The 18,236-nt window shown below is 51.6% G+C and carries 9 protein-coding genes; all 9 read right to left on the bottom strand.

What is annotated here, in order from left to right:
* Positions 1-17: 17 nt before the first annotated feature.
* Positions 18-3,347, bottom strand: a complete 3,330-nt coding sequence (locus IEY24_RS05300) for a TonB-dependent receptor (protein ID WP_188929383.1) — start codon at positions 3,345-3,347, stop codon at positions 18-20.
* A 189-nt stretch (positions 3,348-3,536) separates the two neighbouring features.
* Positions 3,537-4,577 carry a FecR family protein gene (locus IEY24_RS05295; RefSeq protein ID WP_188929381.1) on the bottom strand — a complete coding sequence of 347 codons (1,041 nt, stop codon included), beginning with the start codon at positions 4,575-4,577 and terminating at the stop codon, positions 3,537-3,539.
* Positions 4,578-4,727: 150 nt separating this feature from the next.
* Positions 4,728-5,330: an RNA polymerase sigma factor gene (locus IEY24_RS05290; protein WP_188929379.1), complete on the bottom strand. Its 603-nt coding sequence runs from the start codon at positions 5,328-5,330 to the stop codon at positions 4,728-4,730.
* A gap of 262 nt (positions 5,331-5,592) precedes the next feature.
* Positions 5,593-8,643 (bottom strand): glycosyl hydrolase family 95 catalytic domain-containing protein, encoded by a 3,051-nt coding sequence (locus IEY24_RS05285; RefSeq protein ID WP_188929377.1) that lies wholly within the window; start codon positions 8,641-8,643, stop codon positions 5,593-5,595.
* A 121-nt stretch (positions 8,644-8,764) separates the two neighbouring features.
* Positions 8,765-11,020, bottom strand: a complete 2,256-nt coding sequence (locus IEY24_RS05280; RefSeq protein WP_188929375.1) for an alpha-N-acetylglucosaminidase — start codon at positions 11,018-11,020, stop codon at positions 8,765-8,767.
* A 49-nt stretch (positions 11,021-11,069) separates the two neighbouring features.
* Positions 11,070-12,680 (bottom strand): RagB/SusD family nutrient uptake outer membrane protein, encoded by a 1,611-nt coding sequence (locus IEY24_RS05275; protein ID WP_188929373.1) that lies wholly within the window; start codon positions 12,678-12,680, stop codon positions 11,070-11,072.
* A gap of 18 nt (positions 12,681-12,698) precedes the next feature.
* A complete protein-coding gene (locus tag IEY24_RS05270) occupies positions 12,699-16,052 on the bottom strand; it encodes a TonB-dependent receptor (protein ID WP_229221409.1) in 3,354 nt (1,117 codons plus the stop codon).
* 155 nt (positions 16,053-16,207) lie between these two features.
* A complete protein-coding gene (locus IEY24_RS05265) occupies positions 16,208-17,398 on the bottom strand; it encodes a FecR domain-containing protein (RefSeq protein ID WP_188929371.1) in 1,191 nt (396 codons plus the stop codon).
* A gap of 146 nt (positions 17,399-17,544) precedes the next feature.
* On the bottom strand, positions 17,545-18,141 hold the full coding sequence (locus IEY24_RS05260) for an RNA polymerase sigma factor (protein WP_188929369.1): 597 nt from the start codon (positions 18,139-18,141) through the stop codon (positions 17,545-17,547).
* Positions 18,142-18,236: the final 95 nt, after the last annotated feature.

Raw genomic sequence — 18,236 nt, 5'->3', positions numbered from 1 at the left:
TTAAGGTGATTTCTCAATTAAAAGCCAAGACGCAATCCTACCGTGAATGTCTTCGGCGAAGGATAGGCTCCCAAGTCAATACCTGCGTCGGCATCGCTGTTCGACTCGGTAGAAGTAGCCTCAGGATCGTAGCCTTTATACTTGGTCAGCGTATAGAAGTTCTGAATGCTGGCGTATACCTTCGCCGAAACACCTTTCAGCAAAGTGGCTGGAAGCTGATACGAAATGCTCACGTTTTTCAGGCGCACATAGCCTCCATTCTGCAAAAACTGGGTCGATTCTACCCAGGCTTTGTTTTTGCTGCCGGGGTTTGCCCATTCGGAACTTGGGTTGGAAGGCGTCCAGTAGTTGGCGGCGTCGGCCAGGGTAATAAACTTGACATCGCTTGTCGGAACAGCTGTGCCCGCATAGGTGGCATTGAAAATCTTATTCCCATGCGATCCCTGTACGAAAACATTCAGTTCAAATCCTTTATACTTAAAACTGTTGTTGAAGCCCCATTGCAAGGTCGGGGTCGCGCTGCCTGAAATAACCCGGTCCTCGAACCCAATGGAGTTGTTTCCGCTTACATCCACATATTTATAGTCTCCGGGCTGGGCACCAAGGGCTCCGTCGGCCTGCTGATGAACGCCTGCCCAGGGAATCAGGTAGAAAGCACCCAAGGGCTGGCCCACTTTGGTTACCTGTATGTTATTACTGATCAACCCGCCTCCGATGACATTACGGACAACCATGCTGTCCTGCCCCATACTGATCACCTTGTTTCTGTTAACCGACAGGTTTACCGAGGTATTCCAGGTCAAGCCGTTTCCCGATATTGGTGTGCCCTCTACCAACAATTCGAAACCTTTGTTTCTTACCTTTCCAATATTTTGTAAAAAGCTCCCGCCCCCGTCGTACACGGGCACCCGGCTGAACAGCAGCAAGTCCTTTGTGTTTTTATTATAGTACTCGGCAGTGATATTCAACCTGTCGCCGAAGAAGCCCATTTCCAAACCGACGTTGGTTTGCGCGGATGTCTCCCATTTCACGTTCGGGTTGGCCGGGTTCCCCAAAGTATAACCCTGGTAAACAGTGCCGGTACCATAAGAGTAAATGGCGGGATTCAACAAACCGAGCGTGCTATATGGCGCTATGGCCTGATTTCCGGTTACTCCCCATCCAGCCCTTAATTTAAGATGCGAGAACAGGTTCAGGTTTTGTATGAACTGTTCATTGTTTAGCTTCCATCCGACACTGAACGACGGGAAATTGCTCCATTTATTACTTCCCTGGAATTTGGAGGAGCCGTCGCGTCGGATAGTGGCCGTTACCAGGTACTTGTCGTTATAATCGTACGCAACCCTTCCCATATAGGACAGCAAAGCCCAGTTTAAATAAGAAGAGGAAATAGACTGGGCGGCATTCAATCCAAGGTTGTTATAGCCGTTGGAAGTGGAGGCCAGCCCCGAACCGGATGCACCGAACCCGTTGTTTGTATTGGAAGTGGATTCCATCAGCGCGGTTGCCGTGATGTCGTGCTTACCAAATGTCTTGTGGAAGTTAAGCACATTGTTGTTCTGGAACGTATAGCTTTCTCCGTAGTTCTGCCCCGAACCCATCGAGGAGCCCACCCATTGATTGTTCAGGTAAGCGCCCCTCGACGTCCGCATATCAAGGCCGGCATTGATGTTCAGCGTAAGCCAGTCGGTGATATTATATTTCAGCATGCCATTAAATACGCCCACGTTGGCAAAGTTCTGTCCCAGTCTTTCTTTAATGGTCATGTAGGGGTTTGCCCAGATGGGTGACACCCCTAAGCGATTGTAAACTCCGGGGCTGTCGTACACCTGCTCAGTGGGAGCCCAGGTCAGTGCGGATGTAACCGGGTTTCCTTTGGAACCTATATCGTTATTGTTCAATGAATTGATTCTGCCCGCGTACAGGTTTACGCCAAAGCTCAGCTTTCTGCTGATTTTGAAATTCAAATTGGTACGCAAACCAAACCTTTTCTGGCCGCTGTTGATCAGCAAACCCTGTTGATCAATGTAAAATCCTGAAACATAATACTTAGTGCTTTCGCTACCGCCGGTGGCCGACAGTTGATGGCTCTGTGTTACCGAATTATCGAAAATCAGCCCTTGCCAGTCGGTCGATTTGCCGGCATATGAATTGGGGTCCGGAAAACTGCCCGGAACTACCACGTTGGCCACATTGGCATAGGTGGTTGCGTCCATGAGCTTGTATAATTTCATCGGCCTGTTGAAGCTGGCAAAGCCATTGTATTCTATTTTTGGTGGGCCCGACTTGCCACTTTTTGTGGTAATGATGATCACACCATTCGCGCCTCTTGACCCATAAACGGCTGTCGCAGAAGCATCTTTTAGGATATCCATCGATTCAATGTCGTTCACATTCAGCTCCTGGATACCGATGCTGCTAAGCGCTACACCGTCCACAACATACAGCGGATCATTGCTCGCATTGATCGAGTTGGCACCCCTTACCCGGATTTTCACCCCGCCGCCCGGTGCCCCCGAATTGTTTACTACGGTAACACCCGGCACTCTCCCCTGCAGGGCTGCCGAGGCATTAACCACGGGCTGGTCCTTGTAGGCCTGCGCCGAAATGGTAGAAACCGCGCCCGTCACGTCCTTCTTTTTGGCAGTACCGTACCCAATCACGACAACCTCGGAAAGTGCCTTTTCATCGGTGATCAGCAAAACATCCAGCGTTGTCTGGCCGGGTTGTAGCTGGACCTGTTTACTCACATAGCCTACATAAGAAAACACCAGCACGGCATTTTCGTCGGCCACTTTCAGCGAAAATTTTCCGTCGGCATCGGTTATCGTGCCCGTCGTGGTTCCCTTAATGGCAATATTAACGCCAGGCAATGCCGCATTTTTATCGTCCAGTACCTTGCCCGTGATCAGCTTTTCATCCACTTGCCCGGTGCCCGAAAAGGCATCCTCGCCGGGGGGATCGGTGACCAGCGAAGAGCCGGCCGGCAGAAGTTTGAGCACAATTTTCTTGTTGATGGTCTGATACGTAATGTTGTCGGGAGAAAACATCTTGTCCAGCGTCTCGGCAAGCGTCTTGTTCTCGACGTCGATCGAAATGCGCCGGTTGACGGGAAGTAACTGTAAGCTATATACGAACTTCACGTTTGCCTTTGCTTCGAGCGTCGTCAATATTTCCTTAATCGGCTTGTGCTCAGCCTGAATACTTACTTTTTTATACAAAAGCTCCTGCGCCCGGCCTTCGCGGGCGAAACTCGCGGCCGCGGCCAGAAATGCCAGGAAGAGCTGTAAGGCGGTTAATTTCATAATAGTCCACAAAGGATCTATGATTCCAGATACTTTTTTCATTTTTTTGTACCGTTAAAACTTAAGAAGGTTTGACAAAAAGACCAGGCTCTTGCTTGACTGTCAATCGCTCAAGAGCACAGCTGGACTTACGGCCGGTAAATGCTCCAACATTTTCCGGCCTTTTTGATGGTGGTGGGTCTGATAGTTATTGTCTCATATTTGTGATTTAGGTTGAACTTATTTCAGCTATCATCGGCATCCCGGGCCCGAGATTACAATATGGTTGTCCCTGACCTCGAAATCTGCGTTAATTGCCGCGCATAGGATTTCGAGTTTCGAAGTCAAACCGGCGTCCTGCGACATATCGGCCGTGACGATACAATTTTTTACTTCCGGCGAGCTTACGACGAATGTGACGCCGTAAGCCTTTTCAAACAATGCAAGTATATCCGAAACCGCCACTTCCCTGAACGTGAATGTTTCGGTGAGATCCACATTGCTGTAATCGGGCAGCAGGGCCGGTTCGTCCATCAAGCCTGGCACAAGACTATCATCATGAGACAGATACGTCACTTTTTTGTTCGGGGTCAGCAGCACCGACTTGCCGGAGGCCTCCCCCACTTGCTTCTTCGTTTTCTCAACAATGACTTTCCCTGAATATACCGCCACTTCGATATTGCTTGTTCCTTTGAGCTTTTTGACCGTAAAACTCGTGCCTACCACCCGCGTTACGATATTGTCGGAATACACCAGGAATGGCCTTCCGGCATCTTTTTCCACTTCAAAATACCCCTCACCTTTCAGATACACGACCCTGCTGGTGTCTTCGAAAGCAGATGGATAAAAAAGCGAGGAACCGGCGGCCAACCGGCATTTGCTTCCGTCCGAAAGGGCGATGGTCAGGGATGTATCGCGGTCGTTGGTAACTGTATTTAAATGCGCGATAGCCTCGGCGGCAATCCCTGCGATCACAGGTTTGTCGGCAGAACGATTGTTATAAATCAAAAATGTAGCGAGCAGCAAAATTACCGCCGCGGCAGCACCCCTGAACAGGTAGGCCGGCCGCCAAAGCAGGCGACGCCTTCCGGCCTCCGGCTGGTCCAGACGTTTTTGTCCGATCCGGTCCCAAATTTCGTGCTCAATGCCCGGATCCGCATCCAGCGCACTCTGCTTCTGATCGTAATCGATGGAGTCATACCAGATATCCATCATCCTGGTTTGCTCGGGAGTGGTTTGCTCTTTCTGGTATTTTCGTAAAAGATGTAAAAACTTCCTGGGCTTCTTTTTCATTGCAGGCAAGGCTTAATATCCGACTGTCATATACCCAGTAGGGAAAAGCCCTCCGCACCGCAAATGGTGTAAAAATATATTTGAAAGTTTATATTAATATTAAAGAAAGTCGTAAAAAATCTTCCTTTAATCCAATGACAGGATTTAGGTTCACAAGCCTTTCCTGATCATCAGAGAAGTGGCAAGGGCAAAAAAGACGATGATATATTCTTTAAGATGCCCGCGTAGATGGCGCAGGCCAACGGTGATGTGGTATTCGACGGTCCTTTCTGGCAAATTCAGCAGCCGGGCTATTTCTATTACCGTCCTGCCTTCCAGGCGGTTGAGTGTAAAAATCTCGCGCGTTTTTTCCGAAAAACCATTAATGCATTCCAGGATTCTTCCATTGAGCTCTTCAAAGGCCAGCTGATCTTCGACCGAGTCGGTCACTTCCTCCCCGAATTTCGCCCAGAGCGCTTCACGGTGCCGTTTACCGACGATCTGTTTATCATAGAAGTCCAGTACCTGAAACTTGACGGCTTTAAAAAGATATCGCTCCAATTCCAGAATTTGCGCACTTCCCTTGCGCTGCCACAAATCCAGAAATATATCCTGAACGATCTCCTTGGCGGCATCGTCGGATCCGGTTTTTGAAAAAGCTTGCCGGAACATCTTCTTCCAGTATCTGCGGTAGATCTCCGAAAATGCCCAATCCTCTCCCATCGCGAGGTTTCTCACCAATTCATCATCACTTATCAAAGAGGTCACTGACATAGCTCATGCCAAATTTTAATCGCGAACCGGGTTTACTGCATGCAATTTAATCCTATGAAAATGTCCGAGCGCGAGGTTTCTTCAAAAACCGGATTCGGCACATCAGCCTAATATTAAACAATACAAAGGAATAATATTTATTTTAGAAGACTAATACAATTTTGCCCAAATCTCAGTGAAATTTGGTGAATTTGCCGCAGCACCCAGGCAAGTAGCTTATGTAAGCGTTCGCGAGAGGCCTGCAAACGCTTACCTAAGCCCGCTATTTTTTAATCAGCTGGTACACCCCTCCTTTTTCGGTGTCAAACTCTAATAGAAATCCGTTCTTATCCGGTTTTGAACTAAGCTGGGCACCTTCTACGGCCAGTGCAACCGCAGAGCGTACCACGCATTTCTCCCCGTTCAACGATTCGACAGCCACCCTGGCAGGCAGGCCATCCGCCCATTGGATCCCTATTTCAAAACCTCCTCGGGCCCTGAGTCCCCGGACCGACCCCGCCGCCCATTGGGATGGCAGTGCGGGTAGCAAATCGATGATATACTTGTCGGGAGCGTAGGTTTCCATACTCTGCAAAAGCGTTTCCGTCATCCCCGATACGGCCCCGAAGTTCCCGTCGATCTGAAACGGCGGGTGCGCATCGAACAGGTTGGGGTATGTACCGCCAGCCCCTGCCATGATAGTCCTGGTTTGCCCGGTGTATCTGAGCTGGTTGGATAGTAGCGTGTGCACCTGGTTTCCATCCCTTAAGCGCGCCCAAAAGTTTTCTTTCCATGCGATCGACCAGCCGGTTCCGTCGTTTCCACGAAGTTGCAGAGATTTCTTTGCCGCCGTCGCGAGTTCCGGCGTCCCTAGTGCGGTAATCTGATGGCCAGGGTGCAATGCGAACAAATGGGAAACGTGCCTGTGCTCGGGATCATCCGAATTCATATCCCAGTCCTTGCCCCACTCCATTAACTGACCGTTTCGGCCGATCTGAAGCTTTCGGATTTTATCCCTTGCCGCAGCCACCTTTGTGCCAAAATCAGCATCGGCGCCCAGCACTTGCGTTGCATGAGCGATATTATCAAACAAATCCCAGATAATGGATCGCTCCATCGTATTCCCTTCCGAAACGCTTCCTTTCTGACCGTCATCGGTTTTGAAAGTATTTTCCGGAGACGTGGATGGGGAGGTGATCAGGTTGCCGTTTTCGTCCTCGATCATGGTCGCCAGGTAAAATTCGGCGGCACCTTTCAGGGTTGGATAGATGCTTTGAAGGTACTGCTTATCCCTTGTAAAGGCATAGTGCTCCCAAAGATGCTGGCATGCCCACCCGCTGCCTCCCGCAAAAACGCCCCAGGGAAGCCAGGCACCGGGACTGGTCCAGCCCCAGCCGTTTGTGGTATAGCCATAATACCAGCCCGGTGTTTCAGGGCCAAAATAGGTTTTCGCCGTTTTGGCACCAGCTGCTTGCAGGCTTTGCGTCTGCCGGAGCATCGGCAAATGTAGTTCCGAAAGATTCGACTGCTCTGCCGGCCAGTAATTCATCTGGTAGTTAATGTTGGATTTATAATCGCACAGCCAGGGAAGCGATAGCCCGTCGCCCCAGATTCCCTGCGAATTGGACGGCAACAGATTGTCGGGGCGACTGGAAGAAATCAGAAGGTACCGTCCATAATGGTAGAAAAGCGACGCAAACGACGGGTCTTTTTTGCCGTCGCCGTATTGCATGAGTCGCTCGTCGGTCGGGAGGGCGGCGGCATCCGAATTACCCAAATCGAGCCTCACCCTGTTGAAATATTGCTGATAATCGGCGATGTGACGTCCCAGCAGTTCCTGATACGACTTGCCGGAAACAACCGCCATTTGCCGCGATACGCGGGCATGCGGGTCTTCGCCTCTGTACGCTTTGGCAGGATCCAGTGTATAGGAAGTTCCGGCTGTCAGATACAGCATAACCTGGTCGGCATCTTTGATCGCCAGTTCATTACCGGTCGCCTTCACCGATCCGCCGGTCAGCGCCACCTTGATCTGTACCTCGTAATCCAACGTTTTGCCCGTGTTGCCTTTCATGACGAGCATATTTGAACCTTGTGCTACTGTAACCGAATTTTCCAGTCGCGTGAGGTCCAATGTAAAAGAGACACCACCTTTTACGGAGCTTTTTATTAAACTGACAATTGCCTGATCGGCTGCGCTGCTGAATGTTTCCCTGCTGAAAAGTGTCTCTCCAATCTTAAAGGATACGCCCGAAATAGCTCTGCCGATATCGAGCCACCTTTTGTATTGCGTAGCCGCGCCTTTGGGCAGTTCGAATTGCAGCGACAGATCACCCAAAGTCTGGTAGGAAGCAGTGTAGGGCGCCGGAGAGGTCATGTACGCATCGGTCAGTTTCTCTGCCAGCATATAATTTTGGTCACGGATAGCCTTCCTTACCTCCGGCAAATGCTTGTAAGCATCCGGTCTGTCCGCATCGGGCTGAGGGCTCCCTGACCAAACGGTAATATCGTTCAATTGGAGGCGTTCCCTGTCCGGGCCGCCAAAGATCATCGCGCCCAGCCTTCCGTTGCCGATGGGTAACGCCGTTTCCCACTGATTTGCCGGATTACGGTACCAGAGTATATCGGAGGTATCACCGAACCGCTCGACACCCGTAACTTTCCGCAACTTCACAAGTTTTTGTCCTCCACGCATCGCGCTTGCATATTCACTCTGGCTTTCAGCGTCAAAACGCCATTCCAGAATCGGCTGAGTTGGCCTTCTGCTGGCAAGCACTTGCTGTTTGCTAAGGTATTGCCCATATACCGCGACCTGCCGAATCCTGCCCGCGAAATTGTTTCTCCCATCGGAATCGGACCCGATCCGCAAGGGAAAATTGGTACGCGTCATCGGCAAAAGAGGCGTCCTGGTTGAAGCCGCTGCTTCATTTTCATTCAGATAGAGTTTAAACTGGCCCTTCGATTTGCTGAACGTGCCGACCAGCCTGACCCACTGATTAAGCGGAATGCTATGCTGGCTTGAAAGATGTTCCTGGCCGGCTACCATCCACAGCTTGTTGTCCTTGCCAATTCCAAGGACAAAACCGCCGGATCCGTTGTTGGATTGAAACTTATCGATAATCCGGGCACCCTCATGCTGTTTTGCAGGCAGATACACGGTCGCTTCCAAAGTAATCTCATCGGTCAGGTCCAATTCCGGCGAGTGCCTTGCCTGCCAAATTCCGCTCTCTGCGGAAAACATTACTCCTTCGGAGTGATTGTGCTGCGCATGGAGGGCATTGCAACAACAGACAATCAGGAAAATTCCGATCACAATACTTTTAAAGACTTTCATAGATAGTTTAAAAAAATTAGACAATGCAAAGAAATACAGATTTACGTAAAGGGACTCTCGTATATCAGCCAAGTAGTAAGCTTTCTTATCAGTAAGGTAAACCTCCGAAGGTTTGCCAAAGCTAATTTCCCTCCAAGCGCCCACTGTAACTATCCTTGATTTGCCGGCTATATTTGCTATACATTTTGAGGGCTACATCGCCGCTTTTGCCCTTCGGGATGATCGGGAAGTCCTTCTGCGTTTTTACCCACTCCCATTCCCATTGTGCGATCGATTCTTCGAAACCTTTAAAATCGGGTTCCCTGCCTTTGTCCATCGCCCCGCTCACCATAGCAAAGAACTTTTCCCACCGTACCTTGTAAAAATCATTCAGCAGACCACTCCACTGGCGGTTGGAGTATTCATGCAGCGGGCTCTTCGCGTCGCCCCAGAGTGTGATCAGGTCGCGGGCATTTTGCTCATACAGGGCCTTTTCGGCGTCGTTGGTGCCCCATTTCCGGGCTGAGGCGATCCATGGCCCGAGCATAAAATCTTTTTGAGTCGCCAGCAGTTCGTCCATATCGGAGATCAGTCCGAGGAATGCCCGGCTGTGTTTTGCAAATGCAGCCCGGTCGCCCCCACGGTATGCGGTTACCCATCTTTTTTGTAGAACCAATGCATAGTTTGCCAGTACCTGCCGCGAGATGTCTGTAAGGTCGTATAGGAACCCGTCCGTAACGGGGCCTTGGCGTGCGGCATTCATGAACAGGTCCCAGGCGGGCAGCAGTTCCTGCGGGGCGTAGTTCAGCCGGGTACGCGTCCACACCGTCGACGAATCTAGTGTGGGGCGGCCTGTAACGATCGATTCGGCGCCATCGCGGATGTCTTTGCCGTTGTAAGCCGTGCGTCTGAGCACTTGCCAGGCCTTTTCCAGATCGGGGTCGGCCTTCCCGTAGCGGTTGCGCGCGTAACGCGGGAGCCATTCGTCGAGCTCGATGGGCGTCGTGCGCCAGGTATGGTCCATGGTCAGCTCATAGATCACCGGATTTTGCTCGATAGCCTCCATGGTAAGTCCGATTCCTTCCATGCGCTTTTTGGCCGGGTCGTTCCAGGCGGCCGCCGGGCCTTGTGCGACGCCGTCGAGCCGACCAAAAAGGTTTACATTACCCCCGAAGTTGTTGAGCATATTCCAAATCCAGGGCTTTCCATAAAATGCGCCCGTGCGCTTCCATACCGGCTCGATCTCGGCGGCAAGGTCCAGCAGAATCATCCTGTCGTCGGGCACGGCGTTCAGCAATGCTTCGATCTGCGGAGCTTTCCAGAACTTGCGGTCGCTGTAAAACAGCCAGCCTTGCATTACCCACACAGCTTCCGGATCGCCCTGTCGCATGCCCTCGTAAATCCGCTCGCTAAGCTTCGACAGATAGGCCGGGTCGTCGGTAGGTGGCTCATTTTCATTAAATGTGTCGGCCGAATACAGGTGATCGGTACCGTAAAGCTCCTTTTGTTTATCCAGAAAACGCTTGCCCAGTTCGGCAAAAAGCGGATCCTGCGAATCGAGGATGTAGGTATCGCCAAACCCGTTGTTCCAGTTGGTAGCTTTCAGTTGGGCATTGGGATATTTCTTGCGGAAAGCCGCGGGCACATGTCCGGTGAACGCGGGCAGCACAGGCTTCATGCCCAGCTCACGCTCGCGGCGTACGATCTGCTGCTGCAAGGTTTTGTGGCTTTCCATCCAGCTGAGCGGCAGCGGGCCGCCCCAGCCGTCGAGATTACCCATCCAGAACCACCCGAAATAGGCCGGGCCGCTGAAAAAATCTTTGAGATCGTCGTCCGTGAAGCCCATGTCGCGATACACTTGCAACCAGGTATACTCTTCGCCGGTAATAGCCAGGGGCATATTGATGCCATGCAGGGCCATCCAGTCGATCTCCTTCTGCCAACGCTCCCAATCCCACCAGCTCATACTGTAATTAAAGGTGCAATAATTGAGGTTGTAACGGTATTGGTACACGGTTGCTTTGTGTATCCTGGCCGGGACCGTGGGCAGGTTTTCAGGCAATGCAAGGTTGCTGCCATTCCAGGTGATCTGGCAATGGGCATATTCGGTCAGATAGTGGTACAAGGCAGAAGCCACGGCCACACCGCTGGTACCACGGAGGATGATTTTCCCATTGATACTTTCGATTTCAAATTCGTCTTTTCCCGAAGACGAGGTCAATTCCTGCACTTCGAAATGCACGGCATGTGAAGGAATGACCCGTGAAATCAGCGATTTTCCGGAGCTAATAATGGTTTGCGCCTGAATGGCGGTTGCCGTCAGCGACAGGAGCAGACAAAACAAAATAGCCGCTTTCAACCTGCGAAAGCGGAGCGGTGCTTTTGAATGAGTAGCCATATTAAAGGTAAAAAGTCCCCACGCCGGACGGCGCGGGGACAGGGAGTGATCAATAGCCTGGATTTTGAACCAACGCCCGGTTCAGCAGCAATGCAGCATTAGGAATGGGAAAAATTCGCTTATTGACGTCCGAATCCGTTTTAAAGCCCCATTTGCCTTCAAACTTGCCATAGCGGATCATGTCGTTACGGTGCCACATTTCCGAAGCAAATTCCCGAATGCGTTCCTCGTAAATGTTTTCCAGCGTCAGACTGGTGAATGCGGCAGCCTGGCGCGCTGTGCGGACGGAATTTACCAGGGTCAACGCCGTCGCACCGCCAGTGGCGCTGCCTCCGCGCTGGATTGCTTCTGCTTTCATCAGGATCGCGTCGGCTAGGCGGAATATCGGCACGTCGTTGTTCTGGTTGCGGTTCAGCGAACTCGCGTCGGGATGGAACTTGATGTTTCGGTAACCCATGTTCCAGGCGATTTCATCATTTCCGACATCAAACGAGGGCACATCCTGGCGCAGTTTGACCTCCGGCGTAATGTTGATCTGGTAAGTATAGGGAGCCGATGGATCGGCACCTGTGTAGAACTGGTCGTACCCCTTTTTCGTCGTGGTGACGGTAACAGGCGAACCGTCGGCATAAAATTGCAGCCCGGTGAGCCACTCCTTGTTACGGATATCGTTCGCGTCGTTGAAATGCTTGTAAAATTCGGGGAGCGTCGACACGGCAGCGTCGGGGGTGAACGGCATTTTGTACTTCGCAACGAGCCCTCTCGGAATATCATATCGCGAGTGCAGGTTGGTAGCGCGGAAGGGAAAGCTATTCGCAGCCGTGGCATCGAACGGGATCGCGAAGATGAATTCCTTCATTTGCGGACCATTATTAGGATAGAACATCTGCAAATAGGTCGCTGCCGGTTCCAATGCGAATTTTCCCGAATTGATGATTTCGTCACAAGCAGCAATACAGTCGTTGTAACGGTTGGTACCTGTGTATACCTCCGCATTCAGGTACATTTTGGCCAGCAATGCATTGGCCAGATATTTGGTCGGACGCCCGTAAGTAGTCACATCCACCGTGGCACTCAGGTCGGGCAATGCAGCTTTAATTTCACCTTCCAGGAATTGGAACACTTCCGCACGCGGCACATTGGGATGGGCGCTGTAATCGCCGTACTCGGTGATAATGGGAATATTGCCAAAGCTGTCCATCATCCAGAAATAGGCCAGCGCGCGCACCATTTTAAGCTCAGCGAGCATCTGGTTTTTCGGTGCCCCCTCGGGCATGTTCTTGCTGAGAATGGATAGCGACTGGTTGACGGTACCGATGATAGTGCTCAGCCAGGTCCAGTTACCGGTTACGGTGCTGTGGTCTTTGGTCCAGGAGTGGTAATGCAGGTCTTTGAACTCCGCGCCATTGTACCAGTTGCCCCCTTTCGCAGGGAAAATAGCTTCGTCGGTGGTCAGGGTTTGCAAGTGGAAGAACTCAACAGATATATTGCCCCGCAACGCCACATAGGCAGGCCCGGCTGCGCTGACAAACTGCGCGTCCGAGGTTGGGAACACATCCGGGGTAAGCTCGGAAGTTACTGGTACGTCCAGGTCATGGCAGGAAAACAATGACCCCAGGACCATCAGTGAGAAAAAGGATTTGATATATGCGCTTTTCATGATAACTCGGTTTTGAAATCAGAATGATACGTTCACGCCCAGCAGGAATGTCCTGGTTTTGGGATAGAAATTATTATAATCGACACCCGGTGCAATGCCGCCCTGATTGATCTCAGGATCCACGCCCTTGTACTTCGTGATCACGAAAAGGTTATTAACGGAAGTATATACACGCAGGTTTTTAAGCGACGGCCCCAGTTTCTTGAAGTTATAGGCAAGCGTTGCGTTGTCGAACCGCAGGTAACTGCCGCTTTCCACGAACCGTGAGGAGTACAAATACGAGTTCAGGTCGGTCATCGACTCCCCAGCCACCTCCGATAGAATGTTGGTGTATTGCGCAGTATTGGGACGGAATAAGTCCGCGCGGGTCGCGTTAAAGATTTTGTTGCCGAATGCGCCGCGCAGGAAAATATTGAGGTCAAAATTCCGGTAGCGGAAATTGTTGCTCCACCCTGCCAGCAGTTTGGGTTGGGCGTTGCCGAGGTATTTGTAGTCTACACCAATCACCGGCGTGGTCGTCAGGTTGCCATCCCCGCCCACATATTGCGAGAGCCCGGTCGCATTCTTACCGGCATATTGCAGCGAGAAAAACTGTCCCAAGGGCTTGCCCGCTTTCAGAATTTCGAGTGAATGGCTGGATTGTCCCAAGCCTTCCGGATAAGCGAGCAGCACCGAGTCGCCACCTGCGAACAGCGGGTTGGAAAGGCTGGTCACGGTGTTCTTGTTGTGTGCCAGATTCAGGCCGGTGTTCCAGGTGAAATTATGCTTGCTTACAACGCTTGCATTCACGTTCAGCTCGATCCCCTTGTTGTTGATACTCCCGCCATTGGTCGTGATCTTGCCCGTAGGCACCAGGATCGGGTCCACATTATAGGAATAGATCATTCCCGTGGTATTCTTATTATACAATTCCAAAGTTCCGCTGATCTTGCCACCGAGCACGGCAAAGTCGATACCGAGGTTGCTGGTAGCCGTTTTCTCCCATTTCAGGTCGGGGTTGGCAGCCTGGGTAGGCCCGAGCGCCGCCGTAAGCGAGCCCTGGTAATAATAAGTGCCGAGGCTACCCGATAGGAACTGCGTCGTGTAGGCGCCGAAACCGGTGGCATTACCCGTAACGCCGTAGCTGGCGCGGAGTTTCAGTTCTGTGAAAAGCTTCTGCGCGCTCATAAAGTTCTCTTCGGTAATGCGCCAGGCCACACCAGCCGACGGGAAGTACCCCCATTGGTTGTTAGCCCCAAACACCGAACTGCCATCACGCCGTACGGACCCTTGTACGAGGTATTTGTTTTTATAATTGTAGTTGAAACGGGCAAAATCCGAAATCAAACGTGTCTGCTGGTAAATGCCGTCCGGCCCGAAACCGATCTGAAACCCGGAAATCCCATACGGATTGCTCAGCGCAAGGTTATTGTATCCGATGTTGTCCACGGGCAGGTTGCTGGTCGTTACCTGAAAGCCCTCGCCAATAATGTAATCCTGCCACGAGTAGCCCACCACGGCATTGATATTGTGGTCGCCGAAATCGTGGTTCCAGGTCAGGAAGGTTTCGAGGATCTTGCTGGAATTGCGGTAGGAACTTCTATTGGCTTGCCCGTTCGTCCCGAACGACTGCTGGGTATGGTAACCGAGGCCTGGCTCGGGGTTATCATACATATTATTGTAATGGCTTGTAAAATAGCTGTTATAATAGTTGCCGGTCAGCGAAGTCGTGTTCAGGTAGGAAAAATTGAGATCATAAGTCAGCCCGAAAGGCAGTTTAAGCTGCGAAGTAAAGCTTCCGGTCAGGTTGTTGGTTTTCGTCTTCGACTCGCTATTGTTGATCATGGCCACCGGATTGTAGTAATCAGTGTGTTCCGGGTTTTCGAAGTAGCTTCCATCCGCATTCCGGACAGGCGAAACGGGCAGATACACCGCCGATTGCAGTAGCACGGTGTTGCGGAAGGGAATATCTTTCGCGGTACTGTTCGAATTGGTTACGGTCAAACCCAGTTTCAGCTTGTCCTTGAACGCATATTGCTCTACCGCCAGGCGGGCAATCACGCGCTGCAAACCGCTGTTGAGCAGAATTCCCTGCTTATCTACATAGTTCAGGCTTGCGCTATACGTGCTTTTCTCGGTACCGCCGCTGAACGACAGGTTATGGTTCGTAGACACCGCCGTTTTCTTCTGAATGGCCGACTGCCAGTCGGTATCCGCCCCTAGATCGTCCTTGGGAGAAAGACCAACGCCGTTTTTATCCAAAAAGGAACGCAGCTGCGCACCGCTCATCATTTCCAGTTTATTGGATACTTTTTCAATACCCACAAAACCATTATAAGAAATTTTCAGGTCGCCTTTTTTGCCGCGTTTGGTAGTGACCATAATCACACCGTTCGCTGCCCGGTTGCCGTAAATAGCCGTAGCCGCCGCATCCTTAAGTACATCGATGGACGCGATATCGTCCGGTGCGATGGTGGCAATATCGGCTCCTGGCACATTATCGATGACATAAAAAGGCCCCTGCGAGCTATTGATCGTCGAAGCCCCCCGCAACACCACCGCCGCAGGCTTATTGGGGTCGCCACTGGCTGTGATGTTCAGGCCGGCCACCTTGCCTTGCAGCAATTGGCCCACGTCGGTAATGGCCCCTTTATTCAATTCCTCAGATTTGACCGTGCTTACTGCGGAAGTCAGCGTCTTGCGCGACTGCGTACCATACCCGATCACCGCCACCTCACCGAGCGTTGTGTTGCTCTCCGTCAGCGTGACGGTCAGGCTGGTTTGCTTTCCGACGGCCACTTCCTTGGTTGAAAAGCCGATGTAGGAAAATACCAGCACGTCGTCGGTACCTGCATTAATAGCAAAATTGCCGTCCATATCGGTAGTGGTACCCATTTTGGAAGCCTTTACCATCACAGTCACGCCGATCAGCGGCTTGCCGTCCGACCCCAGCACCTGCCCCTTAATCAGTTCAAGGATCTTTGCAGGCAAAGCCGGCGTCGGCAGCTTTTTGGCCTGTAAAACCACGGTCTTGTCTACGATCGCATATTCCAGCGGCTGGTTTACGAAGCACCTGGCCAGCACGTCTTCCAGACTGCTTTCGCGCATGGCGATCGTCACCTTCTCCGACCGTTGAATGAGCTCGGTCTTATACCAGAACGAATACCCGCTTTGCTTCTCAATTTCTTTCAGTACTTTTTCCAGGCGTGCATTCTTTGCGATAATGGTGATCTTCTGCGAGTAGGAGCTTGCGCTTACCTGCATGCAAAAAGCGAGGGTGAAAATAAAGATCAGTTTCATAACCAAAATGACCCTGGCGAGCGGGGAACGGGGATGTTTGCCGAAAGCATACGCTCCCCCCCACCCTTTTTGGATAAAAGAGTTGTGGTTCATACTTTTGTTCGAGAGTTGGTACTAAACAGTAGGACAATTGTTTAAAAATGCCGGGCTCTTTTCAGGGCGGGAGCGGTTGCAACGTTCCCGTTCTTTCTTCAGAGCGTCCCGGCAAGGCATTGCAGGTCGCTATCTCATCATAGGCTCAGTGGGTTTTACGGGGTTACGATAATGGTTTTATCTTCGATCCTGAACTTCACGCCGCTGAGCGCCAGTATTTTCAGGAGTTTTGAAACGTTCGAATTGCGGGGAAGCCTCCCGGAGAAATTCTCTCCGCTGCTGTTGCCCTCATATTTCACTTCTACATCATACCACCGGGCTACCTGCCGCATTACGCTTTCCAGGCTTTCGTTTTCGAACTGAAAGTAGCCGTTCTTCCAGGAAAGCTCCTTCTCCGTATCCACATCATCCATTACCCGCATTGCGCCGGATGCGGCGCTCATCCTCGCCTGCTGGCCGGGGGCCAGGGTTGCAGTGTGTTCCCCGCGCGCCACTTTCACGGCGCCTTCAAGCAGTGTGGTACGCATTACCTTTTCATCCGCATAGGCCATCACGTTGAAATGCGTACCGAGTACAGTGATCTGCGCCTCGTTCACTTTCACGACAAAGGGTTTCTGGGCGTCGTGGGCCACTTCAAAATACCCTTCACCGGTAATCTCCACATTCCGTTGCTTGCCGGTAAATGCGGCCGGAAACCGCAGGCTCGATGCTGCATTCAGCCAGACGCCCGTGCCGTCGGATAAAACAATGTGGTATTGACCGCCCTTGGGAGTGGTAACCATATTGTAAACAGGTTCGGCCCCGGCAGCACCTTCGCTGTAAACCAGCTCCCCTTTCTCAGACTGCGTCACGCTGCTGCCTCCCTGACTGGCCAGCAAACCATTGCCGGCGCTGTCGAGCACCACCGTTGACCCGTCGCCCAATGTCAGCACTGCCTTATTGCCGCCGGGCGGAATGTCTGCCAGCTGGATTTTGAGCCCCTTGTCGCCAGCCACTTCCACTTTCGCCTGGTAGCCCGACCACCAATACAACCCAAAACCGATGAGCAATGCGGCGGCGGCCAATTTGGGCCACAGCCAGGAAATACTTCTGGTGGATTCTGCCTCGTCGACGTCGGCGAATACTGTTTCCCGGGATGGGAAAATATTGGCAAGAATGCGCTCGGATGCCGCTTCGGGCATAGGCTGCCCGGGTTCAAAACGTTGCCAGGCGTCCTCTAATATCGCGGCAATGCGCTCGTCGTCCGGGTTAAGCCGCACCCATTCCGCCAGCTCGCTCTTTTCGGAAGCGGCCAGCGTTCCATCCATCCATTTGCCTATTAAAATTTCTATGCGTTCGTCGTACATAAAATACGCTTAAACCTACCGATGACCTGATTTAATTTGGCATTCTGCGATTCATACCAGCGTAACAGCCAATACTTTTCGACAAATACCAAATGAAAGACAATCGGCGCGGAGGCAGGGACTAGTCCGTCTTGAAAATTTTTAAATTATTTTTTCAAATGGAGCAGGACCGTCACAGCCAGCAGCGAGTCGGCGTGGCGGCGGAGGTGCGTACGGATGGTGGCCAGGGCCTGTACGATGTGGTTTTTGACGGTATTAGGGGATATTTTGAGCAAATCGGCGATCTCATCGTGGCTTTTGCCCTCCTCGCGGCTCAGCTTGTATACCGCTTTCTGCTGGGGGGGTAATGCTTCCACCACCAATTTGAGCACCTGCTCCACTTCACGCGCCGCCAGGCTGTCCTGCGCATTGTTTGCACCTTCGCCGCTCTCGCGGAAGATCTCCGAGACGATCAGCATTTCCCGGGCCGTCCGTTTAAAGTGATTCAATATGTGGTTTTTGGACATCCTGAACAGGTAGGTTCCGAAACTGTCTATCGAAGCAAGCGAGGAATGATCAACCCAAAGTTTCATGAAAACATCCTGCACGACGTCCTCTGCAAGCATTTCGGAATTGGTAAGCCGGAGTGAATAGCCGTATAGCTTGTGCTTATACCGGTGGAACAGTGCAACAAAAGCAGCCTCACTGCCCTGCGACGCAGACAATAAAAGCTCTTTTTCAGTATCAAAACCAGGCCCTTCCACTAACGTGCCGAATAAATATTACAAAAGTGACCGATGGACAATATCTTATTTTAATTTTTTCAACAATAATAATAAAAAATATGGCTTCCCATCCA

The organism is Dyadobacter endophyticus (assembly GCF_014641595.1).
Taxonomy (GTDB): Bacteria; Bacteroidota; Bacteroidia; order Cytophagales; family Spirosomataceae; genus Dyadobacter; species Dyadobacter endophyticus.
This window is presented reverse-complemented; position numbering and strand designations above follow the sequence as displayed.